The sequence below is a fragment of the Kribbella ginsengisoli genome, from assembly GCF_039537185.1.
Classification (GTDB): domain Bacteria; phylum Actinomycetota; class Actinomycetes; order Propionibacteriales; family Kribbellaceae; genus Kribbella; species Kribbella koreensis.
The window spans coordinates 129,083-155,110 of sequence record NZ_BAABAA010000018.1 but is presented as its reverse complement, the minus strand read 5'-3'; the positions used below and the strand labels follow the sequence as shown (position 1 = coordinate 155,110).

Below are 26,028 nucleotides of genomic sequence, written 5' to 3'. Positions count from 1 at the left end.
GAACCACGCAATGAAGATCACTCCCATCGCTCTCGTGGTCGCTGTGGCCGCGAGCCTCACCGCCTGCTCGGGCTCCGGCTCGGACACCAAGGCGACGCCCGACGGCCCGGTCACCCTGAAGGTCGCCCGCGACCCCGGCCTCGACAAGGGCGCGATCGCCGCCTTCGACGCGAGGGTCGCGCAGTTCGAGAAGGACAACCCGAAGATCGACGTCGTCCCGCAGGAGTACAACTGGACCGCGACGACCTTCACCGCGCAGCTTGCTGGTGGCACGCTGCCCGACGTCTTCACCGTCCCGTTCACCGACGGCCGTGGCCTGATCCAGCGCAAGCAGATCGCCGACATCAGCGGCCTCGTCTCAGCTCTCCCGTACGCGAGCAAGTTCAGCGAGAACGTCGCCAAGGCAGGCAAGGCCGAGGACGGCAAGATGTGGGCCGTCCCGATCGCGGCGTACGGGCAGGCGTTGCATTACAACCGGTCCCTGTTCAAGCAGGCCGGGCTGGACCCCGACAAGCCGCCGGCGACCTGGGATGAGGTCCGTGCGGACGCCAAGCAGATCGCGGACAAGACAGGCAAAGCCGGGTACGCCGAACTGACTACCGACAACACAGGTGGCTGGATCCTCACCACTCTCGACTACGCGTTCGGCGGTCGCACGGAGAAGCTCGACGGCGACACCGCGACGGCACAGCTCGACACACCCGAGATGACCTCGGTGCTGCAGTTGCTGAAGGACATGCGCTGGACGGACAACAGCATGGGCTCCAACTTCCTCTACGACTGGGGCGGCATCAACCAGGCCTTCGCATCTGGCCAGATCGGTATGTACGTGTCCGGTGGCGGCAACTACGGCTCACTGGTCACGCAGAATGCGCTCAAGCCGGCCGACTACGGCGTGACGACCATCCCGCTCGCCAGCAACGACCAGGCCGGAGTACTGGGCGGTGGGACGCTGGCGACGGTCAGTGCCAAGGCCAACGACGGTGTGAAGGCCGCTGCCGTGAAGTGGATCGACTACTTCTACATGAAGAAGCTGGCCGACAAGGACGCCGCAGTGCTCGATGCGAAGACCGTTGCCGCCTCCAAGCAGCCAGTGGGTGCTCCGCAGCTACCGGTGTTCGACAAGGCGACGTACGACGAGTCGCTGGGCTGGGTGAAGGAGTATGTGAACGTCCCGCTCGAGCAGATGAAGCCGTACACGGACAAGATGTTCGACCAGCCGCTGCTCACCGAGCCGGTCCGGTCGACCCAGGAGGTCTACAAGCTGCTCGACCCGGTCGTGCAGTCGGTCCTGACCAACAAGGATGCCGACATCGCGAAGCTGCTCAAGAACGCCAACGCCGAGGCGCAGACCCTCCTCGACCGGAAGTAGCCAATGATGAGAAGAGGTCGCGGTAGTGGCCTGAGCACGCTGGTCTTCCTGCTACCGCTGCTACTGGTCTTCGGTGTCTTCTCCTGGATCCCGATCCTCAGGGCTGTGGTGATGAGCTTCCAGGAGACCAACCTGGTCACCCCTGCGACCTTCGTCGGCCTACAGAACTTCAGGGACGTCCTGGCCGACCCCCTGCTCTGGACAGCAGTCAAGAACACCCTGTACTTCGCTCTGCTCGCCCTACTATTCGGCTACCCGGTCCCGCTCATCGCTGCAGTCCTGATGAGCGAGGTACGCCGCTTCAAAGGTCTCTACAGCGCATTGGCCTACTTGCCGGTGGTGATCCCACCAGTAGTCGCAGTGCTGCTGTGGAAGTTCTTCTACGACGCCAGCCCCAACGGCGTCTTCAACACCATCCTCGGCGCAGTAGGCCTCGGCCCGGTCTCCTGGCTACAGGACTCGGGCAGTGCGATGCCCGCACTGGTCATCGAGGCGACCTGGGCCGCAGCCGGCGGCACGGTCATCATCTACCTCGCCGCACTGACAGGGGTCGCCACTGATCTCTACGAAGCAGCCGAGATCGACAGAGCGTCGATCTGGCGCAAGATCTGGCATGTGACGCTGCCGCAGCTCAGAGGCGTCCTGCTGATCACCTTCATCCTGCAGATCGTCGGAACGTCGCAGGTCTTCCTGGAGCCGTTCCTGTTCACCGGTGGCGGCCCGGCGAACTCCACGATCACCATCCTGCTACTCATCTACGACTACGCGTTCGCCAACAGTCTCGGTGGCGAGTACGGCGCCGCGACCGCCCTCAGCATCATGCTGGCCGTTGCCCTGGGCATCCTCTCGGCCGTCTACTTCCGCCTGACCCGATCCTGGAGCCGCTCATGAGCCGGGGCATCCTCTCGTCGTCGGACTGGCGCCGCCCCGGCGTACGGCGTACCGCTCGGTCAGTGCACGTCTCGCTGCTAGCCGCGCTGATCGCCGTCGGCCTGGGCCCCATGCTCTGGCTGGCCAAGGCGGCAGTCACTCCAACCCAGGACACCCTGCGCGCGCCGCTCGCGTTGTGGCCGCACGGCATCGACTGGGCCAACCTGTCCACCGCCTGGTCGCGGGTGGAGATCGACAAGTACTTCCTCAACACCGTCGTCCTCGCGGCCGGCTCCTGGTTCGTCCAGTTGCTGGTGGCGACCACGGCCGGCTACGCCTTGTCGGTACTACGCCCGCGCTACCGCAAGGCCCTGACCGGCATCGTGCTCGCGACGCTCTTCGTGCCGTCGGTCGTGCTGCTCGTCCCGCTGTACCTCACGATCGTCGACCCACCGCTGCTGAAGACCTCGTTGATCAACACGTTCTGGGCGGTCTGGCTGCCGGCCGGCGCGAACGCGTTCAACATCCTGATCGTGCAACGGTTCTTCGACAACCTGCCCCGGGAGGTCTTCGAGGCCGCCCGGGTCGACGGCGCCGGACCGTACCGGATGTTCTGGTCCGTCGTCCTGCCGATGTCGCGCCCGATCCTGGGTGTCGTCTCGGTGTTCGCGATCATCGCGGCCTGGAAGGACTTCCTCTGGCCGCTGCTGGTCCTGCCCGACCCCGATCTGCAACCCCTGTCCGTCCGGCTTCCCGCGCTGCAGAAGTTCGTCGAACTCGATGTGTTCCTGGCGGCACTCGCGATCTCGACGGTGATTCCGGTGGCGCTGTTCCTGGTGTTCCAGCGACTGTTCCTCAAGTCCAACGCACTCAGTGGCGCAGTCAAGGGATAAGTAGTTCCGCCCCGCTCGACCCTGACAGAAGGGCTCCACAGTCATGCCCAAAAAGAGGTTCGTCACGCTCTTGGCAGCTCTACTCGCCACCTCCTACTTGTCGATCCCGGCTGCGGCCGCGAGCTTCACTGCGACAGTAGAGGCGGAGAACGCGACGCTGGCCGGGGGTGCGGTCGTCCAGACCGACCATGCCGGCTACAGCGGCTCGGGCTTCGTCGGTGGGTTCACCGACGGGAACAAGGGGACTGCTGCGGTCACTGCCGCAGTCAACATCCCCACAGCAGCTAGCTACGACCTGTCGCTCAGGTACGCGAACGGGACCGGCTCTGCGAAGACGCTGTCGCTCTACCGCGCCGGTACCAAGGTCCAGCAACTCACCTTGCCTGCATCGGCCAACTGGGACAGCTGGTCAGACCTGCACACGACCCTGTCGCTCCCAGCGGGCTCCAACCAGCTCAGCTACCGCTTCGACTCGGCAGACTCCGGCAACGTCAACCTGGACAAGCTGACCGTGACCGATGTGCCCGGGGCGCCTGCGGGAGCGCTGGAAGCCGAGAGCGCGACACTGTCCGGGGGAGCGGTCGTCGCGACAGACCACCCGGGCTACACCGGCAGTGGGTTCGTGGGCGGCTATACGGACGCCAACAAAGGCAATGCCGCCACAACCTTCACCGTGAGCTCATCGATGGCAGGCGACAGTGCTGTGTCGCTCAGGTACGCCAACGGCACCGGCGTCGCGATGACGCTGTCGCTCTATGCCAACGCGGTCAAGGTGAGGCAGATCAGCCTCCCGCCCACGGCCAACTGGGACACGTGGGGTACTGCGTCCGAGGCGGTCCCGCTCACCGCGGGCACCAACTCCGTCGCCTACAAGTTCGACACCCTTGACACCGGCAACGTGAACCTCGACAACATCACGGTCTCGGCGCCGACCGACCCGCCACCGCCATCCAGTGGTCCGGCGTTGGAGAACGCCTTCTTGTCCGGCGGCACCACAGTCGGTACTTCGATCGCCGGGTACGCCGGTACCGGCTACGTCACCGGATTCACCACGACCGGCAGCCGCGCGATCCGCACGGTCAACGTCACCGCGGCCGGCAATGCTTCCAGCACCCTCCGCTACAGCAACACGACTGGCTCCACCAAGACGCTCAGTGTGTACGCCAACGGGGTGAAGACCGGGCAGGTGTCGTTGCCTGCCGCAACCGGTTGGGCCACGGTCGCCCAGACGCTCCCGCTCCGCGCCGGGCTCAACCTGATCGGGTACCAGTACGACGCGGGTGACAGCGGCAACGTCGCGCTCGACGATCTCGCGGTCACCGGATCGACGGACCTGGCGGCTCGGGGCGCGACGGTGCCCTATACGGAGTACGAGGCTGAGAACAGCAGTACCAATGGCGTGGTGATCGGGCCTGACCGTACCTATCGCACGGTTGCGTCGGAGTCGTCCGGGCGGCGGGCGGTACGGCTGGACAACGCGGGCAAGTACACGCAGTTCACGCTGACCAAGCCGGCCAACTCGATCGTCGTGCGCTACTCGATTCCGGACAACGCGGCCGGTACCGGGATCACGGCGCCGCTCGGTGTCTATGTCGGCGGGGCGAAGGTCAAGGACCTGACACTGACGTCGGCGTACAGCTGGGTCTACGGCAACTACCCGTTCCCGAACGATCCCGGTCTGGGCAACGGTCACCGGTTCTACGACGAGGTGCGGTCGACGCTGCCGTCGTACCCGGCCGGCACGGTGATCAAGCTGCAGAACGACACGTCGACGCCGATCACGGTCGACCTGATCGACACGGAGGTGGTCGCCGACGCCTACACGATTCCCGCCAACTCGGTTGATGTGACCGCCTACGGCGCCGTGTCCGGTTCTGGTGACGACACGGCGGCGTTCAACTCGGCGATCAGCGCGGCGAAGTCGGCCGGCAAAACGTTGTGGATTCCCAATGGTGTCTTCGATCTGACTGCGCGGGTGAACGTCGACAACGTGACGATTCGCGGTGCGGGCATGTGGTATTCGACGATTCGCGGCAACGCGGGCCGTGGCGGGTTGTTCGCGACGGGCGGCAATGTGCAGCTCGCCGACTTCTACTTCGCCGGTGATGTGCGCTACCGCGATCCGGACGGCTCGGTCACGACGGACGCTGCTCTGGAAGGCAATTTCGGCACTGGCTCGCTGATTCACAACGTTTGGCTCGAGCACTCCAAGGTCGGGCTGTGGGCGAACAGCGGGACCAACGGCCTGTACGTCGCCGGCGTGCGCATCCGCGACATGTTCGCCGACGGCGTCAATCTCAACACCTTCAGCGGCGACGGCAGCGCCGTCAGCAACAGCCGGGTCGATCAGAGCGTGTTCCGCAACACCGGTGACGACGCGCTGGCGATGTGGTCGTTCAACAGCGCGGTGGCGAACTGCGCGTTCACGTTCAACACCGCGACGCTGCCGGCGCTCGCCAACACGGCCGCGATCTACGGCGGCAACGGCAACCGGATCGAGGACAACCTGTTCTCCGACACGGTCTACACCGCGTCCGGGATCACGATCAGCACCTGGCACTCGGCCCAGCCGTTCTCCGGTACGACGTCCGTCCAACGCAACACGATCACCCGGGCCGGCGGCTTCAACACCGACTGGAACAGCAGTCAAGGCGGCCTGTGGATCTACGCCGAAGCCCGCGAGATCACCGCACCCGTGCTGATCAAGGACGTCGACATCATCGACAGTACTTATCAGGGCATCCTGATGAGCTGGCAGAAGAACGTCACCAACCTGACCTTCGACCACGTCAAGGTCCAGACCACCGGCACCTACGGCATAGACCTCCAGGTAGCCGGCTCCGCCACCTTCAACTACGTCACCGTCTCCGGCACAGGCTCCGGCGGCCTGAACAACGCCTTCGGCTACACCCTGATCCGGGGCCCCGGCAACTCCGGCTTCTGACCTCCGCCCAGCTCCGGCCTCCCGCGATCCTGACCGCCGCGGGAGGCCGGCCTGTACTCCGAACGGCAGGGCGGCCCGCCCCTCACCGACCCCGTTGGGGAGAATGCTCGGGTGCCGGAAGCGAGGAGCGATGACGTGGCATTCGTAGCGGGCGAGGTAGTGGCGCCGGGGGATCCCCGGATCGTGCTGGAAGGGCAGTGGGGGCAGCAGCCGGGGTTGGCGATCACCGTCAACTCGGGGTCGCGGATCTCCTTCACCTTCAACGGGACCGCCGTGCAGGCGTTGTTCGACGTCGGCGGGCTGACCACCGCGCCGCACCTGTGGGTCACGATCGACGACGGCTCATCGACCCTGTACGTCGTTGAGCAACCGGTGATCGAGTTGACGGCAGACGTCGCCGGGCCGCACAAGGTCGAGATCGTCGTCAAGGACGTGAGCGAACACGCCAATCGCTGGAACCCGCCCTTCGAGTGCGCCGTCGTCTTCGCCGGGCTCGTGCTCGACGCCGACACCCGGCTGCGCCTGGCCGGGCGACCGGGTGGGCCGCGACTCGAGTTCTACGGCGACTCGATCACGCAAGGCGTGCGGGCGCTCAGCGCTCATCCCGAGTCGGAAGGCGCGGACGGGACCAAGTCGTTCGCGTATCTGACAGCTCGGGCGCTCGGCGCATCGGCGTACCAGGTCGGCTTCGGGCGGCAGGGCGTTGTGCGGACGGGGAACGGGGAGGTGCCGTCGGGGCTGGAGTCGTTCGGGTGGAACTTCGCCGGGTCGGCCGCTGAGCGGGTCGAGGAGCCGGATCTGGTGGTGCTCAATCTGGGGGTCAACGACGAGACGCTGAGCGCTGCGCAGTACGGGGAGTACCTGCGGCTGGTGCGGTCGAAGTACGGGAGCTGCGAGATCGTTGCCCTCAGCCCCTTCAGCGGCAAGCACGCGAGTGAGATCGAGGCGGCGGTGAAGGCGGCCGATGATGCCAAGATCCGGTACGTCGGTACGGACGGCTGGATCACCGAAGCCGACTGCACGGACGACGTCCACCCCTCCGTCGAGGGCCACGCCAAGATCGCCGGCCACCTGACCGAGCAACTCACCAAGCTGCTGCGCCCGGCGAGCTGAGGCCGGGCGCAGCGGGTGGGGTCAGTGGCCGGTGATCAGGTTGGTGGCGAGGATGGGGGAGAAGGTGCCGGCGGGGATGCCGCGGACCGAGCCGCAGTCGCCGTCGGAGTCGCCGGGGACCTTGAGCCAGAGCAGGCTGTCGAGCGTGCCGGAGACGTGGCTGCCATCGCGTGAGGTGTCGCCCAGCTTGCGGCCGGCCGGGTTGCACCACTGGTTGTCCGCGGTGGGCCCGTTGCCGTTGCGGCTGGTGTCGATCACGAACTGGGCCGGGCTGCTCAGCCCCGCCCGGATCGCATTGCCCTTGGTGACGGACTGCCCGGTCGTGTAGTAGTTCGACGTGTTGAGCGCGAAGCCGCGGATCTTGTTCACCTCGACCAGGTTCAGCCGCCGCGCCATCTCACCCGCGTCGATCCAGGTCGCGTTGCCACCGTCCATGTAGGCCCAGGTGTTCGGGTTCTTGCTCGCGAACTGGTTCACCGCGTACTTCAGCAGATCGAGCCGCGTCTGCTTCACCTCGGCCGGGATGCAGTCCAGCTGCGCCAGCGCGTCCGGCTCGATGATCACGACGGCCGGACGGTTGCCGATGCCGTCCGCGAACTGGCTGATCCAGGTGCGATACGCCTCCGGCGACCCGGCGCCACCCTTGGAGTCACCACCGCAGTCGCGACCGGGGATGTTGTACGCGACCAGGATCGGCAATTTGTCAGCCGCGTCCGCGGCGCCGGTGAACGCCGACACCGCCTGCTGGATGTTCCCACTCCAGTTGCCGAACCAGCGCCCACCGGCCTTCTCCGCGATATTCGCGCGGATGCTCGCGGCGGCGGCGTCGGACGGGTGGTCGCGCACCCAGACGGCCGGGTTGGAGTCCGGGTCGACATAGAAACCAGTCGTCATCGAGACAGGACTGCCTGCGGGCGCTGCTTGGGCGGTGGTGCAGGTGGCTACGAAGGCCAGCGCGACGGCCGCGCCGATCAGGAGTCGTTTCATGCGGGGTCCTCTGCGGGCGGGGAGGTGGGACGTCCCGAGACTGTTGCACACCGATGAAATCTCGATGACTGACAGGACGACATCCCATCACTTATATTGGTCGGCTATGCAGATCTGCCCGAGGTCGCCGCGGCCAGGCGGTCCTGGAGTCGGCCGGCCAGTACTGGGTGCACGCCGTCGCTGACTGCTGCCAAGGCCCGGAGTAGGAGCTTGTGGGCTTCGCCTGGCTGCAGCGACTCACGGCAGTCGGCCAGGCCGACTAGTGCCTGGGCGATGCCGAGTGGGTACTGCCGGTCCTCGCAGAGGCGTAGTACGAGCTGGTATTGGTCTTCGGCCTGGTCGCGGCAGTTGTGGGTCAGCAGGCTGCGGCCTAGGTTCAGGCGGGCGTCCACCTCGTCTAGGTAGGTGCAGTTGTCGACGGCGATCTCCAGCGCGCGGCGGTGGGTCTCCACTGCTTGCGCATGCCAGCCGAGCTGCCGGTACGCCTCACCGAGATGGCAGAGCGCGTAGCTGAGCGGGAACTCCAGTGCATGCGTCGCGGCCAACTCCTGCGCCGTCCGAGCTGCTTGGAGTGCTGGGTGGGCGTTGCCGGCGTCCAGGTGGCAGCCGGCCATGCCGTTGAGGAGGTTGGGCTCGAGGCGCTCGTCTCCCAAGGTGCGAGCCATGGAGAGGGCCTGCTCGTAGTACTCGAGGGCTACCGCGAAGTTCCACTGCCTGGCGTGCAGGGCGGCGAGGTGGCCGAGGGTGGAGACTGTCGCGCGCTGGTCGTCGGCCAGTTGAGCCAGCCGGAGCGACTCGCGGAGCAGGTCGGGCCAGTCGGAGTGGAGGTCGAGCGAGCCGACCGTGTAGCCGAGTGAGCCGAGGATGTGTGACTGCAGAGCAGGTGCTTCGCCGGTCGCCAGCTCGGCCGCCCGCCGCAGGTCGCACACGCCATGGGCCGGGCCGCAGCGGAACTGGCCGATATGGCCGCGGAGGAAGAGCAGGCGCGCCTCGCCTGCGCTGTTGCCGGACCGCTGGGCTGCGGCGAGGCCTGCAGTCAGTACGACGTCCAGCTCGTCTTGCCTGGTGCGCAGGTGCAGGTAGGGAGCGACAGCGATGGTCAGGGGCACGGTCAGCTCGTCATGCCCTTCGCGCTCCGACAGTTGGACCGCGGCGACCAGGTTGGCCCGCTCGGCGTCAGCCCAGGCGAGATCCTGGCTCACGTCGGGGTCGTCGGCGTCCAGGTGGTCGCAGTCTTCGGGCAGTAGGTCGTGGTGGTGCGCTGCGGAGCGGCGGGCGGTGCGTACGTAATACTGAAGGAGGCTGCTGATCGCCTCGGATCCCTGGTCGTCGGTGGTCATCACCTGCGCGGAGTACTTGCGCAGTAGGTCGTGGAACTCGAAACGGCCGGGCCTGGGCTGCAGTAGCAGGCTCGCGTCGACCAAGCTCTCCAGTACGTCCTCAGCCGTGGTAGACGTCATCCCGGCCAGCGCTGCTGCGCTGTAGCGGTCGATGTCCTTGCCCGGCATCAGACTCAGCCGCCGGAACATCAGTTGCTGATCCGCACTGAGTTGCTCGTAGGAGACAGCGAAGGCCGGCCCCACGCCGTCGGTCTCGCCACTGAGCTCAGTCAGCAACCGGGCTCGGAGACGTTCGTTGAGGTGAGCGACCGGCCAGGACGGTCGATGCCTCAACCGCGAACCGGCGATCCGCAGCGCCAACGGCAGCCGGCCGCACAGCTCGATCAGCTCGTCGACGGCATCGCCGGCGGCGACTCGTTCAGCGCCGGCCAGCTCGGTCAGCAAGGCCGCTGCTTCGTCCTCGGCGAGCAGATCGAGGCCGAGTCGCAGGCTGCTGTCCAGGCTCGAGAGTTGCCGACGGCTCGTCACCAGCACCGCGCAGGTCGGTGCCCCAGGCAACAAAGGCAGGATCGCGCGGGTGTCGGGCGCGTTGTCGAGCACGATCAGCAGCCGCAGACCGGCCGTCTCCGATCGCCACAGCGCTTCACGTTCCGCGGGATCGCACGGCAGCTTCTCCGCCGGTACGCCGATGCCTCGGAGCAGATGATCCACCGCGTGATCGACGCCGAGCGGCTCACGACCGGGCGTGTGGCCGTGCAGATCCACGAACAACTGGCCATCCGGGTACTGCGCCGCGACCCGCCGACCGGCCTGGACGGCGAGCGCGGTCTTGCCGAGCCCCGCCATCCCGTCGATGGCGACTACCGGCGGCGCGCCACGGGTGCCAGGGGTCAGCGCCTTGACGACTGACTCGAGTTCCGCCGTACGCCCGATGAAAGTCGCGCCGCTGTAAGGGAGTTCGTCGCGACCGCCGGCCGGCTCGGCGAGGTCGCGGAGCAGCAGCTGATGGACGGCCTGCAGACCTTGCCCCGGCTCGACGCCCAACTCGTCGACCAGCAACGACCGTGTCCGCGCATAGGTCTCCAACGCCTCGGCCCGCCGCCCACTCTGGAACAACGCCGTCATCAGCTGCGCGGCGAACCGCTCATCCAGCGGCCGCTCGGCAACCAGAGCCGACAACTCCGGTACTACGTCCGCGAAGCGGCCCGCGCTGAGCTCAAGGCCCAGTCGCTCGCTGAGCGCGTCATCTCGCCGTTCGGTGAGTCTCCGCCGCTGACCGGCCAGGTAGTTGCCGGGCAACCCGCTCAACGGCTCGCCACGGAACAGGGCCAGCGCATCGCGGTACAGGGATGGATCCTTGGCCTGCTCGGCAGCCTTCACGGCCGATTCGAAGCGATCGATGTCGAGGGCACCAGGTGGCAGCCGGAGTACGTAACCGCCGGTCGTGCGCTCGAGAGCGACCTCGGGTGGCAGGGTCTGGCGGATTCGGTAGACGTAGGTCGGGATGACGCGGAGGCCGCTGGACGGGGGGTTCTCGTCCCAGACGAGGTCCAGAAGCTGCTCGGCCGAGGTGACCTGATTGGCGTGCAGCGCCATCACGGCCAGCATCGCCTGCTGCCGGATCGGCCCCGCGCTGAGCGGCACCCGGCCGTACCGGACCGTCAACGGCCCGAGCAGATCGAGACAGAACCCATCGGCCATACCAGAGTCTGCGCTGATCCCCCCGCCTCCCGTCAAACAGCCGCCACCTTTTCGACCCAGATGGTAAGGCTTGGCGATTGCCGTCACACATGCTCGCGGTCACGATGGCTGGATGGCGTCCACGGATTTCCAGAGTGTCGACGACTACATCGCGACCTTCCCCGCCGAGGTCCAGATCCCGGCGATCACTCTGAACGGCAAGTCGCTGATGTACTTCAGCGGCTGGAAGAACCACATCTCCGTCTACCCGATCCCGCCCGTCTCCGAGCCGCTGGCGACGGAGATCGAGCCTTATCTCGCAGGCAAAGGCACCCTGAAGTTCCCACTGTCCAAGCCGATCCCGTACGACCTGATCGCCCGCCTGGCCCAGGCGTTCGTCGCCTCACGCCCGACCGAGTAGCTCGGCCGGATCCGGCGACGGCGGCGCACTCAGCATCCAGTCGCTGAACTGTTTCGTGAACAAGTACCAGAGCCCGTCACCCGCAAGCCGAAGCTGCGCCCGCTCCGCCGTAATCCAGTTCCCCTCGACAACACCGTCAAGCACGGTCAACCCCTCAGCCATCGCCCCCGGATCCGCGACTGCGGCCGGCGGGTCCGTGGCTCCGGCGGGAGCTGGAGGGGCTTCGGCCGGGGCGTGGGTGGTCGGTGGGGCGGTTGCTATGGCCAGGCCGCCGGGGCCGCCTTCGCGCCAGGCGACTGCCCAGCTTGTCAGTTGGCGGGCTGTGAGGCCGGCTCTGTGCGCTAGGTCGGCCAGCGCCGGCGTACCGAGCAGGCCGGCTGCTCTGCGGGCGAGGTCTTGGTCGCGGGTGAGGCTGAGCCCGCCGTCGCCATCGCCGGCCGCCAACTCCCAAGCTCGTCTGGCTGCGTCGGTGGCCAGGGCGAGTAGGTCCTTGCCGTCGACACCGGATTGGCGTGGGGGTTCGAGCACCTGTACTGCGGTTGGCGCGCCTGGCTGGTTCAACGGGCGTACTGGGATCGGGATGGGGCCGGGCGTTCTGGCGAAGGCTGTCTTGGCGACGACGCCGAGTGGCTTGGGTTTGATGGCCGGTTGCTCGCCGGCCGGTGTCGATCGGCGGGCTCTCAGCGCCGAGAGCAACTCGTCCTTCTGCTTGCCGCGCAGGAGAAGGAGCTCGAAGGGATCCTCGTCCAGCGCATCGGCGATCAGATAGCAAACGGCCGCGGAATGCTTGCAGGGCACAGCGAAATCCGGGCAGTTGCAATCGGTCCGTACTTCACCCGCATCCGGCAACAGTTCGAGCCCCGCCGCCTGCGCATCGTCCACCAACTCCGGAGGTAACTCGCCGTCAAGCAACGCGGCGACCCGCCCGATCTGCGCCGACACGACATCAAGCACCGCATCCCACTCGGCATCATCAAACGCCCGGATCTTCACCGTCACCACATACGGCGTAACCCGACTGCCCTGCACGGATGCCCGCACGACCCCCGGATCAACCACCATCTCCAGCACGCTCCCGCGCCGCGCGTACGACCGCCCCCGCCCCAACCGATTCGGATCAAGCTGAGCCTGCCGCTCCAACGCCCCCAGCCACGCCTTCCCCCACCAAGTCCCCCCGAACGGCCGCCGAGCCCCCGCCCCCTTGGCCGCCGGCAACCCAGCATTCTCCCGATCCCTGTCCCGCCACCCCTGCCAAGGCGTCCGATCACTCATCGCCTACCTCCACATCCCGCGGCTGTGCCGCGGAGAAGGACGAGGAGGGCGCCGCCGAGGTCGACACGGGCGCAGGAGAGTGAGGCGATGGTGCTGAGGCTGCGCCCCGGGCAGGTGCTGAGTTGCCGGCTGACGTTGCAGCGCGGCCTACTGCTGACGGGTTGTAGGCGCTGGCGGCGCCGGACTTTGCGGGGGTGCTCGACAGTTCGACCAGCTCGGTCAGTTCGGTGTCGGACAGCTCGCTGAGCCAGGCTTCGCCGGAGCCGACTACGGCGTCGGCGAGTTCGCGCTTTGCCGCGATGACGGTGGAGATTCGGTCTTCGAGGGTGTTTTCGGTGACGAGTCGGTGGACCTGGACTGGTTTGTCCTGGCCGATTCGGTAGGCGCGGTCCGTTGCCTGGTCTTCTACGGCTGGGTTCCACCAGCGGTCGTAGTGGACGACGTGGGTCGCCGTGGTGAGGGTCAGGCCGACGCCGCCGGCCTTCAACGACAGCAGGAAGACCTGGGCTTCGCCGGCTTGGAACTGCTCGACCAGTTGCTCGCGTTTCTTCACCCCGATACCGCCGTGCAGGAACAGGGTGCGGACCTGGCGGGCGGCCAGATGCGACTCGATCAGGCGGCACATTTCGACGTACTGGCTGAAGATCAGGACCGATTCGCCCTCGGCGAGGATGACGTCGAGCAGTTCGTCGAGCGCCGCGAGTTTGCCGGAGCGGCGGGGGAGTGGGCCGGGCTCGTGGAGGAACTGTGCGGGGTGGTTGCAGACCTGCTTCAGTTGCGTGAGCAGGCTCAGGACGAGACCTCGGCGCGCGATGCCTTCGGCTTCCTCGATCTTGGCGAGGGTCTCTTTGGCGACTGCTTGATAGAGGGTGGCCTGCTCGGCGGTCAACGGTACGACGACGTCGTGCTCGGTCTTCTGTGGCAACTCGGGCGCGATCCCGGGATCGCTCTTCTTCCGCCGCAACAGGAACGGTCGCGTCACCCGCGCCAGCCGGGCCGTCGCCTCCTCGTCGTGATACCGCTCGACCGGCACCGCGACGTCATGCCGGAATCGGTCCAACGTCCCGAGCAACCCGGGCGCGGCCCAGTCGAGGATCGACCAGAGCTCGGACAGCCGGTTCTCCACCGGCGTGCCGGTCAGTGCCAATCTGGTTGCTGCGGGCAACGTTCGCAAGGCGCGAGCCGTGCGGGACAAGGGGTTCTTCGCATGCTGCGCCTCATCCGCAACGGCGAGTCCCCAGAAGATCTCACCCAGCACATGATGGTCCTGACGCACCACCCCGTACGTCGTGAGCACCACCTCGTCGGGCATGAGGTCCGACAAGGACCGGCCGGCCCCGTGGTACCGGCGTACCGGTACGTCGGGCGCGAACTTGGTCAGCTCCCGCTCCCACGTGCCGAGCAGCGTCGACGGGCAGACGACGAGCGTCGGGCCGCGTCCGCGTTGCGACAGCTGCAGGTGCAGGGCGATCACCTGGATCGTCTTGCCCAACCCCATGTCGTCCGCGAGACACCCGCCGAACCCGAGCTCGGCCAGCTGCGCCATCCACGCGACCCCTCGCCGCTGGTAGTCGCGCAACGTCGCCCGCAACCCGACCGGCTCAGCCATCGGCTCCGGCTGCTCGGCGGTTCGCAGCCTGTCGACCATCGTCTGCAGCGAACCGTCCGCGTCGAAGGCGACCAGCTCGCCGTCGATCTCCAGCGATCCCGTCAACGCGGCACCCAGCGCCTCGGCGCCGGAAAGCTTGCGCGACCCACCTTGCCGCAGTTTGCGAACCAGCTCCTGATCGATCCGCACCCAGCGCCCACGCATCCGGATCATCGGGCGCTTCGCCTCGGCCAGCGCGGCGACCTCCGCCTCGGTCAGATCCTGCCCGTCCAGCGTCGGCCGCCACTTGAAGGCCAGCAGATCGGTCAAGCTGAAGTCCGGACCGGTCACCGCACCAGGAGTAGGCGTCGCCTGTACTGCGCCCCGCAGCGCCAACTCACCCGCAAACAACTCAGCCGGCCACAACACCTCGATCCCAGCCCCGTCGAGCGCGTCGCTGTCCCCAGCCAACTCATCCAGCGCCGCATCACCAATCGGTACTTCCGCCGGCGCCGCATCCCGCAACGCAGCCCCCAACGGCGGCCACACCCGAGCCCCCCGCCGCAAAGCCAGCAACAGATCCGTCTCGGCCCGCTCACCCAACGCGGCCAGCACGGCAGGAGGCGCATTCCAAACATCCGCCACATCCACCAGCAGGCTCGGATCCACCCCACTCCGCAACTGCAACACCGCCCTGAACTCGCCCTCACCCCCAGCCAGCACCTCGTCCCCGGCTGGCAGGTCACCCTCGGCCGGCACCTCGTCCCCGGCTGGCAGGTCACCCTCGCACCTCGTCCCCGGCTGGCAGGTCACCCTCGGCCGGCACCTCGTCCCCGGCTGGCAGGTCACCCTCGGCCGGCACCTCGTCCCCGGCTGGCAGGTCACCCTCGGCCGGCACCTCGTCCCCGGCCGGCACGTCACCCCCGGCCGCTACGTCATCGCTGGCTGGCAGGTCGCCCGCAGGCGGTATGTCACCGCCGGCCAGCAAGCCACCCGGAGCTGGCTCGATGCCTGTGGCGGGCTCGACATCCGCCGGCGTCCGGCCGACTGCGTCCGGTCGATCACCTCGGCCGACAACGGCGGCGCCATCCCCGGCCGGCTCGATGGTTGCGGGTGGTTCGATTCTCAGGACGAGTCGGGCTCCGGCGTTCTCGCTTCGGGCGGTCTCCTCGAGCCAAGCCGTCGAACCGGTCAGCTCGATCGGGTCGACGTCGGCGAACGGAGCAGCGCCGGCTCGTACTGCGAGTGCTGCCGCGGGCGTTCGCACCAACGTGTCGGCCAGCGCATCCCAAAAGGCCCGAACCAACTGCTCCGGATCCACCAACCGCAGCGGCCGGGACCCCTCGATCGCCAACGCATGTCCCGTCGCGGGCATGGAGGCGACCAAGTTCCGCAACCACCCATGATCCGCCGGATCCAACGGCGCCACCCGCCAAGCCCCGAACCCACCAGGACTGACATCCGGCACCAACCGCCCGCGCCCAACCAACCCAACCCCAGCCAACGCAGCGGCCGCCCACACCCGCAGGCTTGCCGACTCCTTGCTCACCTCGGGGCGAACCGACCCGATGTCGCCGAAGCCGACGCCCGAGCCGACGTGGTCCGACGGGGTGCTGCCCGGACCGGCGCCGCGGGAGTCGACGTCTGAACCGATGCGGTCCGACCGGGTGCTGCCCGAGCCGGCACCTCCGGAGCGTTCGTCGCTGCGCCGGAGGAAGGCCAGCCCCTCCGCGACCCCGAGGGTCAGGGCGGGGATCTGAGCGCGGCGGATGCTGTTTCCTCGGGGGACGACCAGTTCGAGTTTCTCGCGGGGGATCAGGGCCGTGGGGGTGAGGTCGCCGTACAGGATCAGGCGGCCCGCGCGGGGCGGGTCGGCTGGTTTGAAGGTGACCTCTAACACCTGACGAACCCTACCTAGCGCCACCGACAACTCGGGTTCGTTCATCCACAGGGCGGCGGGCTTGACCTGAACTCAAGTTGAGGTTGCAGGCTCGACGACGACAGCAGACGGCAATGGAACGGAGCCAGGTAGATGCGGGCAGCAGTAGTGTCGAGGTTCGGCGGCGCCGAGGTCATCGAAGTACAGGACTGGCCGGAGCCGGTGGCCGGTGCCGGGCAGGTGCTCGTCGATATCGAGCTGACCGATCTGATCTTCGTCGAGACGGCGATCCGGAACGGGGAGCACGGTGGGTTCTTCGACGTGAAGCCGCCGTACGTGCCGGGCAACTCGTTCGGTGGCACGGTCCGCGAGGTCGGGCCGGGAGTCGACGAGCAGTGGGTAGGGCGTCGGGTGATCGGCCGGACGGTCGACTTCGGTGCCCACGCCGAGGTCGGCGTCGCCGCGGTCGCGGAGCTCGTCGAAGTACCGGCCGAGCTGAACCTCGAGACCGCCGTGGCGGCTGCTGGCGACGGCTTCACCACGTTGCTTCTCGAGCAGCTTTCCCCTGACCTGCAAGGGAAAGAGGTCCTGATCACCGCCGCGGCCGGCGGTATGGGCGTCCTGCTCGTGCAGGTCGCTCACAAGGCCGGAGCGCACGTCATCGCAGCGGCGCGTGGCCAGGCCAAGCTCGACCTCGTCAAGGCCCAGGGTGCCGATGTGGTGATCGACTACAGCGTCGACGGCTGGCAGAAGTCGGTGCTGGAGGCAACGAACAACGAAGGCGTCGACGTCGCCTTCGAAGGTGCCGGCGGAGAGCTCGGCGCGGCCGCGTTCAGCACCGTGAAGGACGGCGGCTGGTTCTCCGCGCACGGCGCCCCGAGCGGCCGCTTCGCGAAGTACGACCCGGCCGAAGCCGAGCGCCGCAACATCACCGTCAAGGGCATCATGGACCTGCGGATCGACAACCTCCAGACCACCATCACCGGTGCCGATGTCCTGCAGCGGGTCACCCGCGGAGACCTGATCCCGGTGATCGATCGGACCTTCACCCTCGACCAGCTGGCCGACGCACACACCGCGGTCGAGGGACGGTCACTGCTCGGTAAGGCTTTGATCAGGATTCGATGACCCTGCGTTAGACCGATCCCTCCTCGGGGCACTGACTAGGCACCAGCGCCTTGAGGAAGGCGGACCCATGTCGCTGCGTGAGGCGGTACTACGTTCAGTCGCCGACCGGCTGGTCGGTGCGCTCGCCAACGGCGGGCGGGAGTGGTCGCGCGGTGACGATCGTGTTGCGGCCGGTTCGCTTCGCGGTGAGCAACGCGTTGTCTGCGGCCAGGATCAACTGGTCCATCGTCGCCGCCACCTCCGGATAGACCGCCGCACCGAACGATGCCGGTACGCCGGTGATGACCGTCTTCTGCGTGCCCGTCGTGCTGACCGAGACGGTCAGGGTCGCCAGCCGGTCCCTGATCCGCTCCGCGACCTCCAGCACCTCGGTCTCCGAGGCACCGGGCAGCAGTACGGCCAGCTCGTCCCCACCGACGCGCGCAACCAGGTCACCCTGGCGCACCTCGGCCCGGACGCTCTCACCGACCGCCTTGAGCGCCTGGTCACCCGCTGGGTGCCCGTAGGTGTCGTTGATCTCCTTGAACTTGTCCAGGTCGAGCATCAGCAGCCCGACCGTGCTGCGCAGGGTCTCGGCCCGGGCGAGCTCCACCGGCACCGCACTGGCCCAGTACGACGGGTTGGCGAGGCCGGTCTTGACGTCCGTGCCGGCTGCTCGCTGGTACTGCGGGAGCAGCAGGTCCCGGTGCAGCGCCAGCACCGTCACCATCAGCACGGGGACGACCCATGGGTATGACGACTGCATCGCGGCGATCGCCACACCGAGGCCCAGACCGGCGCAGACGACCAGCTGGTCGGACAGCTCGCCCAGCGCTTCGCGGGCGGTCGCCTCCGGGGAGGCCAGCAGGATCGCGCCGATCACCAGCGCGTAGTTGACCAGCCACCAGGTCGCCGCGGCGGCGATCACGACTAGCAGGGTCCAGAAACTGGTCGGGACACGAGGCTCGGCGATCAGCCCACCTGCCCGCAGTACGGCGGCAGCGGCGGCGCTGGCCAGGACGTAGGTGGACGTGGAGAAGATCTTGCGGTGGGCCACGGTCCGGCCGTACACCCGGAACCACGAGTACAGGTACGACCACGCGATCAGCGGGACGACCAGCGACAGCGGCAGCAACAGCAGGCTGGCGAAGACCCACAGGCACTTCAGGTTCGTGTGCGGGGACGTGTTGGCGGCCATCTCCCGGCGCCGCTCGATCCCGCGGGCGGACTCCAGGTGCAGCGTAGAGGCGGCCGCCAGGACGGCGAACGCGGCCCATTCTGACGAAGTAACGCCGGCATGAGGTCCGGTCATGGTCGCGCGGACAGCCAGTGTGGTAATCGTGACCGCGATCAAATCAATCGCAATCACATATCCCAGCGCGGCGGCCGGCAACGACCAGAGCTTCCATTGCCGGGGTGGCACCCAGCTGCTCCGACCGACCAGAATCATCATGAGCCTCACAGTTCGACTGAGTCGGTTATGCGTTCATCGTAACGGCCTGTTCACGGCAGGTCACCCCTGAATCCGGATTCATTCCACGGAACCACCTCTTCGAAGGGTCGAGAAATCATGAGCAAGGCAGCGCGTACGACCGGCACCGGCAACGACTGGTTCACCGGCGGCAACGACTGGTTCCACGGGGGAAACGACTGGTTCACGGGCGGGAACGACTGGTTCGCCGGCGGCGGGAACGACTGGTTCACCGGCGGCAACGACTGGTTCGTCCCGGCCGCCGGCGGCGGTAACGACTGGTGACGAAAGGTAAATCTTTACCGTCCCTTTACGGATGGCCGGACTGATTTCCGGTGAGGTGTTTCGAGAATCGATTTACACCGATTTTACGGAGCGGCCGGAATTCGGCGGGCACGCCGCCAGGCGGTGCCCGCCCCGACCGCCGCCAATGCACCGGCCGAGCCCATCACGGCCAATGCCGTCGACGGACTGAATCGCTCGCCCAGGACCCCGGCGAGCAGGATTCCGAGGCCCTGACTGGAGCGCAGGGCGGTGCTCGCGACACCGAACGCCTGGCCACGCTGTTTGTCGGGCACGGCCTGGACGAAGCTCGCGCTGGCCGGCAGATGGTACGCCGATGCGGCGCCGGACAGGGCCCAGAGCACCATCGTGACGAGCAAGCCTGGCTGGAGCGCGCAGAACACCAACGGAACGCAGGCGAGGATCGCTAGCGGCCCGAGGAATCGCATCCGGCGCTCGGGCGCCCACAGGGTGATGAGCCACATCCCCAGGACGGCACCGGCGGGCTGGGCGGCCAGCAGGAGCCCGGCTGCTTCTGGCCCGCCCCCGATCTCGGCCGCGTACGGCACCGCCAGGCCCTCCACTGTGACGTAGAACCCGGCAACAGTGGCCAGCGCGACCAGAGACCGTAGAGACGGCGTACGGACCACCAGAGATGCTCCGGCGGCGAGGTCCTTCAGGTAGCTGCGCCTGGGCTCGTCCCCGGAGGTCTGGGAGGGTGCAGGGCGCGACCGTACGCCGAAAGCGATGAACGCAGCGGACAGCAGGAAGGTCGCGGAGTCCACCAGGAGGCCTCCGGAGGTCCCCACCGCGACCACCGCGAGACCGCCTGTTCCGAAGCCGAGCACCTGGCTGAATTGGACGACCATGTCGTTCGCGGCCTTGCCCAGGACGTAGTGGTCGTCTGGCAGTACCACCGGGAGGGTTGCGGCCCGTGCGGCGTTGAACGGGGAGCCGAAAGCCTGCAGTGCGACCAGCAGGCCGATGATTACCAACAGTGGCAGCGCGTTGATCGCCATCAAGGCGACGAGCACCGCGCGGGCAAGGTCGGTGACGATCATCACCCGGCGCCGCGGGTAGCGGTCGGCGAATCCGGCCAATAGCGGCCCGAAGAGCAGATCCGGGACGTACGTCAGGGCGTAGGCCAGAGCCGTCAGCCCGGCCGACGCGGTGCGGTCGAAGACGAGGACCGACAGTGCGACCCGGGCGAGCTGGTCGCCGATGACGGACAGCACGCCGGCCACGAACAGGGCACGGAACTCGGCATGACCGAACACGTCCCGCCACCGAGCCCTCGCCATCACCGCATCCGCCACACCTTCGAACATAACCACTATCCGTAGCGCGACACCTCCATGCCGTGAGACCTAGGGTTTTCCCGCGCGCGGCGGTTGGCTGCGGTGAGCGAGCACTCGATCACTGGTCAGTACCAGCGGTGGCACTGGTGTGCAGAATTCAGGCGTTTGAAGGGGCAGATCAGTGTCAAAAGTGGCAGCCGGTGCAGCACTCCTTGTCCGGCCGCTCTATCCTGGTGATGTCTGGTACCGGGGTCTGGGCGGGGCGGCCCCGACCCTGGTGCCGGACCTCTTTCATGTCCGGTGACTTTCTTCCCGGATGGGCCACAGAAACTGTCGGTGGGGCCCGGTAGCGTTCTGATTGCCAGGGGCGGCTCCTGGACGTGCTTCCTTCTCCTTCACCAGGCATGTAGCGCGTCCGCTCTCCGCCCCTGGCGCTCATGTCCGTGACGCTTTCGCCCGCCGTTCGGGCGCCTCGGGGAGGCTCGCCGTGCCTGACTCTGTGGCCGCGCTGCTGTTGCGCCGCCGACGGCTGGTCGACGCGGGCCGGCTCACCCCGTCGGTACGCCGATCCGCCTGGCAGTGGCTCCGGCACCCGTTGAGCACCCAGGCCGGGCTGACCGCGTTGCAGGCCGACCTCATCCAGCGCGGGCTGCTGCTGTCCGCCGACCTCTATCGCCACTGCGCCGGCCTGAGCCCGCTCGCGCTGGCCGGCCTCGGCAAAGCCGTGCTCGAGCTGCTCGACGAGGAGTCGGGTGCGAGCGCGTCTCAGGTGCCGCTCTTCCGTGGGTTCCCCGAGAGCGTGCCGGGCAATACGGAGACCTTCTACATCGATCGGGTCTTCGCCCGGTTGCTGCAGGAGCCGGAGCAGCCATGCGTGTTGTGCGGCGAGGCGAAGACGGTCCACCCGGTCTCGCCGTGCGCGCATCTGGTCTGCTGGTCGTGCTGGGACGGCGCCGACTTCAGCGCCTGCCCACTCTGCCTGCGCCGCATCGACCTCAGCGACCCCTTCCTCGAGCCTCTGTCCAACGAGCCTCCGACGTCGGGATCTGGCTCGGCGTCAAGGTCGGGCTCTGCGTCTGGGCGGGGCTCGGGCTTGGGTTCGACGTCAGGGTCCGGGTCGGGCTCGGGGTCTGCGCGGGCTGAGCGACTGCGGTTGTTGTCGCTTGCGCCGGCGGATGCTGTGCGGAGTACGGCGGGTGAGTTGCTTGCGCGGCGGGCTCCCTTGTCGGCGCGCGACCGGTTGGATCTGACCGTGTTGCTGGCTGAGGCGGATCCGAGTTGGTTGCCGGACGTGATTCCGGTGCGCGAGACGCGGGCGGTCGTGCTGGCGGAGTTGATGCCGCGATTCCCTGCGTTGGTTGACGAACTGGTGCAGACGGCGACGGATGCGCTGCGGTTGCTGTACGTGCTGATGATGGCGGATCCGGGGTTGCGGACGCCGCCGTTGCGACGGCGATCGTTGCCTCGGGCGATTCGGCGTACGGTGCTGGGGCGGCTGGATCGGTTGCCGGTCGAGTTGCTCGTCGAGGACATGCTGCGGCACGAGCGCGCGTGGAAGCGGGTCGCGGAGAACCTGCACCCGTTCGAGTTCGCCGCGAGCTATCCAAGGGCTGCGCTTGCCTTCGCGGTCCTGCGCAAGACGAAACTCGACGCGACGACCCCGGCGGGACGGGCGGTGTTGAGCGAGGCGGCCCGTCATCCGCTGATCCGGCTCGAAGGCAGCAAGCTGGTGATGAGCACCTTCGCGAGTCGGGTTGAGGGGGCGTTGGCGGATGGGCGGCCCGAGTTGGCGTTGGAGTTGTTACGGGCGAGGCCGGGGGAGATGCTGCGGCGACTGGCGCAGCTGGCTCGGGTGATGCCGGGGGACTCGCAGGCGACCTTGGTCGAGGCTGCCGCGACCGCTGTGTCGGATGTTTCGCCGGTCGTGTTGACGGCTGCGCTCGGCCAGGTTCGTACGCCGCCGGGCGATCTGCGCCTGTTCTTTCCGCGCGGGGGAGCGACGCGGATCTGGACCGTCGTGGACGAGCGGGAGCCGTTGCCGGCCGAGCTGGCCGCCGCGCTGGGCGGCGTACTGGTGGGGGAGTTGTTGCGTCGGGCAACGGCTTTGCCGCGGGTGCGCCGGGCGTTCCTGGATGAGGAGTTGTCCCGGCTCTCGGCGCCGGGGTCGGAGCGGAGCGCGTCCTCCTCGTTGCTGCGGATGACCCGAGGGAGTTCGCAGCCGATTCCGGAGGACGACCTGCTGCGGCTCTTCCTGCACTGGGTCGAGCCCGAGGGGCGGCGCGTCGATCTGGATCTCTCGGTGGCGGTGTTCGATGAGGACTGGGCGTTCGTCGGGCTGTGCGACTACACGCGGTACCGGTTCGATCAGGACGCGTTGGTGCACTCGGGTGATCTGACGTCGGCGCCGCTGCCGCTGGGGGCGACCGAGTTCGTCGACCTGGATCTCGTCGCGGTGCAGCGGGTTGGCGGCCGGTACGTGCTGCCGGTGGTGTTCAGCTACAACGACGTCGCCTTCGAGCATCTGGAGCGTGGCTTCGTCGGGGTGATGCGGCAGCCGTCGGGGTTGTTCGATCCGGTGGCGGTGGAGGAGCGGTTCGACCTGACCGGGCCGGCGAAGATCCTGCTGCCGTTCGGCATCGACCTGCGGACGAAGGAGCTTCGCTGGTACGACGTCAACCTCAGTGCAGCCGGGTACGGGCACAACATCGCGCGGTACGGCGGTCACATCGCGCTGATGGCCGCGGCGATGGAGGAAGTCCACGGTGCAGGTGATCGGGTCAGCCTGTGGGAGCTGTCCTGCTGGCATGCCGCCGCCCGTACCAACGAGGTGGTCGTCCGCTGCGCCGACAACTCGATTGTCGGCTACCTGCGCGGCGACACCGAGGACGTCGCCGGCTTCGCCCGCCGCTTGACCGCGCGCCTGGAGCCCGACCGCCACTGGGACCTCGACGCCGCCAACCGCGCCGACTTCGCCGCGGTCGTCAACGGCGACATCGACCCCAAGTCAGGTGCCGAGGTCTACGCCCTCCACCCCCACCTGCTCGACCCGGCCAACCTCAACCTGATCGACGCCTCCCACCTCCTCACCACCCTCGCTCCGGACACCCGAGCCACCCTCCCGACCCACTGACTACAAGCTCAGCCAAGCGATGGGGACGGCGGGCGTCGAGCGTTTGGGGGCGCGGCGCCTGCCGCCGGGAGTGACTCGCCGTTCTGGCGGGTGGTCTGCTCGATTGCGGCCATGGTGACCGCGCCTGCTTGCCCCCGGTTGGTCAGCGGCCCGACAGGGTCCTGACGGCGGGGCAGAACCGCCAGGCCATCAATGGGGCAGCTCGATGCCTGCCGGACGGCGGTGCCGATGGCAAGGTGGGCTCGATTGATGGGCTGGCGGTCCCTCCCTCCGGGCAGCAGACTTTCCCGTGCACCCTTAACACCGCCGCGACGTCAGCGAAACCTGGGGACTCACATGTCGTGACATAACGAGTCTGCAGGTTTCCGCCGCAGACTTGAGGAGTACTCCGGTGACGTTGAGCCAACCCACCGACGCCGAGCTGGACGTGATGATCCGCGCGCGTCTCGCCTCCCTCGGCATCGATCTCGATCAGCTCCCACCCGGCACCCAGCCGGACCCCGAGACAGGCAGCCCGGGCCGCGACACCGCGCTGGCCGGCCTCCGCAGCTTCGTCCGGACGACCGTCGCCCCATTAGCCGCGTACCAATTCGCCGTACCGGGCCTGGACGGTGACGAGGACCGGGCCGCACTGGCCCAGCAACTCTCGCCGCCCTCGCTCTACCCGTCCATCGACATCAAACGGCAGTCCTGATGGAAGACGCCCCGCAGGACACCCGCGTCGATCGCCGCTCCTTCCTCCACCGCGCCAGCGCCCTCGCAGCCGTCGCAACCGTCGGCACCGTCGCGCTCCCCGAGATCGCGTACGCCGGCCCGCCCACCACGCCAACACAAGCCACCGCCACCGCCACCGTCCGCCCGGAAGCGCAACTAGACATCACCGAGCTGACCATCGCCGAGGCCGCCACCCTCATCCGCGCCGGCCGCCTCAAGCCCGAGAAGCTGCTCGAGGCGTACCTCGCCCGCATCGGCTCGTACGACGGCATCTACCAGGCGTTCAACCTCGTCCTCGCCGACGAGGCCCTCGCCCGCGCCAAGCAGCTCGGTCGCGGCAGAAGCGCACTCCACGGCATCCCGCTGGCGATCAAGGACAACTACTACACCCGCGGCATCCCGACCACGGCCAACTCCTACCTGTTCGAGAAGTTCGTCCCGCCCTTCGACGCCACCGCCGTGACCAGACTCAAAGCGGCCGGCGCCATCGTCATCGGCAAGACCCAGATGGGTCCGCTGGCCACCACCCGCGCGACCACACCCGACGGCCGGATCACCACGGTCAACGCCTGGACGCCGGGCAACCCGAGCACCGACCCAGGCGGCTCGTCCTCCGGATCCGCCACTGCCGTCGCCTCCCGGATGGCGACCTCGAGCGTCGGCACCCAAACCGGCGGCTCGATCATCGCGCCGTCGAACGCGCAGAACCTGACCGGTCTCAAACCAACGATGGGCCGCGTCTCCCTGCACGGCATCGTCCCGCTCAGCTACACCCGCGACCACCCCGGCCCGCTCGCACGCGACGCCATGGATGCGGCGATCATGCTCACCACGATGGCCGGCGAGGACCCGAACGACCCCCGCACCCAGGGCCTCCCGCCGGTCCCCGACCTGATCACCGCAGCCACCCCCGTACTCCGAAACCGCAAAGTCCGCGTCCGTTGGAAGACCAGGGTCGGCGTCATCCCCGGCTTCACCGCGGGAACCACCGAGGTGGCAGCGGCCCGCCGAGCCGCCCTCGACACCCTGGCCGACGTCCAGGACCTCCGCGTCGTCGACGTCACCCTGCCCGACGAATGGGACGTCCTGACCAACGCCGCCTTCAACAACGTCCGGCTCCCCGAACGCAGCGAGCCGTTCCTCCCGATGCTGCGCGCCGACCTGCGTGGCTTCGGCGTCTCGGTGACGGGCTGGCTCCAGGGCGCGCTGCTCGGCGCCGACGAATACCTGATCGGCCAGCGCGCGAAGGTGCTCCTGCTCCGACGGGTGCTCGACGACCTGTTCGCGCAGTGCGATGTCGTGGTGCAGACCAGTCCCAACCCGTTCGACTCGATCGGCCTCCCTGAGCTGGCCCTACCGATCGGGTTCAGCTCGGCCGGAGTGCCGATCGGCACGATTCTGGGCGGCAAGCCGTTCGGCGAGGAGCGGTTGCTGGCCGTCGCGGCCGCCTACCAGGCGCTCACCGACTGGCACCACCGGCGACCTCAAGACCCGCAAGGCGTCCGTCCGGGGGAGCAGCAGGGCGGGGCACGGGCGAGGACGATCGGCCAGGACCGTGGCCGGATCCGCGCGGAGGAGGTCCCGGATCTGATGCAGTAGCGCCCGCAACTCGGAGCCGGACGTGAGGTAGCAGCGCCGGATATCGATTGCCGACGGTCCCCCTTTCA

The 26,028-nt window shown here is 67.9% G+C and carries 18 protein-coding genes; 11 read left to right on the top strand and 7 right to left on the bottom strand.

Going from position 1 to position 26,028, the window contains the following annotated elements:
- The first annotated feature begins 10 nt into the window (after positions 1–10).
- The 5 genes from ABD768_RS38840 to ABD768_RS38820 all read left to right on the top strand — a co-directional run bounded on the left by ABD768_RS38840 (position 11) and on the right by ABD768_RS38820 (position 7,192).
- Entirely contained in the window at positions 11–1,372 is a 1,362-nt protein-coding gene (locus ABD768_RS38840; protein WP_344849309.1) for an ABC transporter substrate-binding protein, read from the top strand.
- 6 nt (positions 1,373–1,378) lie between these two features.
- The gene (locus tag ABD768_RS38835; RefSeq protein ID WP_344849307.1) at positions 1,379–2,263 is read left to right on the top strand and encodes a carbohydrate ABC transporter permease; all 885 of its coding nucleotides are present in this window, start codon (positions 1,379–1,381) and stop codon (positions 2,261–2,263) included.
- Complete coding sequence (locus tag ABD768_RS38830; RefSeq protein WP_344849305.1) at positions 2,260–3,135, top strand: carbohydrate ABC transporter permease; 876 nt, start codon at positions 2,260–2,262, stop codon at positions 3,133–3,135. Before ABD768_RS38835 ends, ABD768_RS38830 begins: the two co-directional genes overlap by 4 nt.
- Before the next feature lie 43 nt (positions 3,136–3,178).
- Entirely contained in the window at positions 3,179–6,079 is a 2,901-nt protein-coding gene (locus ABD768_RS38825) for a CBM35 domain-containing protein (RefSeq protein WP_344849303.1), read from the top strand.
- 135 nt (positions 6,080–6,214) lie between these two features.
- Entirely contained in the window at positions 6,215–7,192 is a 978-nt protein-coding gene (locus tag ABD768_RS38820) for a GDSL-type esterase/lipase family protein (protein ID WP_344849301.1), read from the top strand.
- A 21-nt stretch (positions 7,193–7,213) separates the two neighbouring features.
- Here ABD768_RS38820 and ABD768_RS38815 read toward each other — a convergent pair whose 3' ends face one another.
- Together ABD768_RS38815 and ABD768_RS38810 are read right to left on the bottom strand one after the other, a co-directional pair.
- A complete protein-coding gene (locus tag ABD768_RS38815) occupies positions 7,214–8,179 on the bottom strand; it encodes a glycoside hydrolase family 6 protein (RefSeq protein WP_344849299.1) in 966 nt (321 codons plus the stop codon).
- Positions 8,180–8,283: 104 nt separating this feature from the next.
- Entirely contained in the window at positions 8,284–11,220 is a 2,937-nt protein-coding gene (locus tag ABD768_RS38810; protein ID WP_344849297.1) for an AfsR/SARP family transcriptional regulator, read from the bottom strand.
- A 112-nt stretch (positions 11,221–11,332) separates the two neighbouring features.
- Here ABD768_RS38810 and ABD768_RS38805 point away from each other — a divergent pair, with 112 nt between their 5' ends.
- Complete coding sequence (locus ABD768_RS38805; RefSeq protein ID WP_344849295.1) at positions 11,333–11,620, top strand: iron chaperone; 288 nt, start codon at positions 11,333–11,335, stop codon at positions 11,618–11,620.
- Here the strand turns inward: ABD768_RS38805 and ABD768_RS38800 are convergent.
- The 3 genes from ABD768_RS38800 to ABD768_RS38790 are packed head-to-tail and all read right to left on the bottom strand — an operon-like array spanning position 11,603 to position 16,380.
- A complete protein-coding gene (locus ABD768_RS38800) occupies positions 11,603–12,892 on the bottom strand; it encodes an SWIM zinc finger family protein (RefSeq protein WP_344849293.1) in 1,290 nt (429 codons plus the stop codon). The two genes, ABD768_RS38805 and ABD768_RS38800, sit on opposite strands and share 18 nt — an antisense overlap.
- Entirely contained in the window at positions 12,885–15,293 is a 2,409-nt protein-coding gene (locus ABD768_RS38795; protein WP_344849291.1) for a DEAD/DEAH box helicase, read from the bottom strand. The genes ABD768_RS38800 and ABD768_RS38795 overlap by 8 nt, the downstream gene beginning before the upstream one ends.
- A complete protein-coding gene (locus ABD768_RS38790) occupies positions 15,259–16,380 on the bottom strand; it encodes a hypothetical protein (protein ID WP_344849290.1) in 1,122 nt (373 codons plus the stop codon). The genes ABD768_RS38795 and ABD768_RS38790 overlap by 35 nt, the downstream gene beginning before the upstream one ends.
- A 132-nt stretch (positions 16,381–16,512) precedes the next feature.
- Between ABD768_RS38790 and ABD768_RS38785 the strand changes: the two genes are divergently transcribed.
- Entirely contained in the window at positions 16,513–17,487 is a 975-nt protein-coding gene (locus tag ABD768_RS38785) for a zinc-binding dehydrogenase (RefSeq protein ID WP_344849289.1), read from the top strand.
- A gap of 94 nt (positions 17,488–17,581) precedes the next feature.
- Here ABD768_RS38785 and ABD768_RS38780 read toward each other — a convergent pair whose 3' ends face one another.
- Positions 17,582–18,919: a GGDEF domain-containing protein gene (locus tag ABD768_RS38780; RefSeq protein ID WP_344849288.1), complete on the bottom strand. Its 1,338-nt coding sequence runs from the start codon at positions 18,917–18,919 to the stop codon at positions 17,582–17,584.
- Between the two features lie 117 nt (positions 18,920–19,036).
- Between ABD768_RS38780 and ABD768_RS38775 the strand changes: the two genes are divergently transcribed.
- The gene (locus ABD768_RS38775) at positions 19,037–19,222 is read left to right on the top strand and encodes a DEAD/DEAH box helicase (RefSeq protein WP_343966524.1); all 186 of its coding nucleotides are present in this window, start codon (positions 19,037–19,039) and stop codon (positions 19,220–19,222) included.
- Positions 19,223–19,305: 83 nt separating this feature from the next.
- Here ABD768_RS38775 and ABD768_RS38770 read toward each other — a convergent pair whose 3' ends face one another.
- Positions 19,306–20,547, bottom strand: a complete 1,242-nt coding sequence (locus tag ABD768_RS38770) for an MFS transporter (RefSeq protein WP_344849287.1) — start codon at positions 20,545–20,547, stop codon at positions 19,306–19,308.
- Positions 20,548–21,004: 457 nt separating this feature from the next.
- Between ABD768_RS38770 and ABD768_RS38765 the strand changes: the two genes are divergently transcribed.
- The 3 genes from ABD768_RS38765 to ABD768_RS38755 all read left to right on the top strand — a co-directional run bounded on the left by ABD768_RS38765 (position 21,005) and on the right by ABD768_RS38755 (position 25,960).
- The gene (locus ABD768_RS38765) at positions 21,005–23,647 is read left to right on the top strand and encodes an MXAN_6230/SCO0854 family RING domain-containing protein (RefSeq protein ID WP_344849285.1); all 2,643 of its coding nucleotides are present in this window, start codon (positions 21,005–21,007) and stop codon (positions 23,645–23,647) included.
- Positions 23,648–24,038: 391 nt separating this feature from the next.
- On the top strand, positions 24,039–24,341 hold the full coding sequence (locus ABD768_RS38760; RefSeq protein WP_343966516.1) for a hypothetical protein: 303 nt from the start codon (positions 24,039–24,041) through the stop codon (positions 24,339–24,341).
- The gene (locus ABD768_RS38755; protein WP_344849284.1) at positions 24,341–25,960 is read left to right on the top strand and encodes an amidase; all 1,620 of its coding nucleotides are present in this window, start codon (positions 24,341–24,343) and stop codon (positions 25,958–25,960) included. Before ABD768_RS38760 ends, ABD768_RS38755 begins: the two co-directional genes overlap by 1 nt.
- Positions 25,961–26,028: the final 68 nt, after the last annotated feature.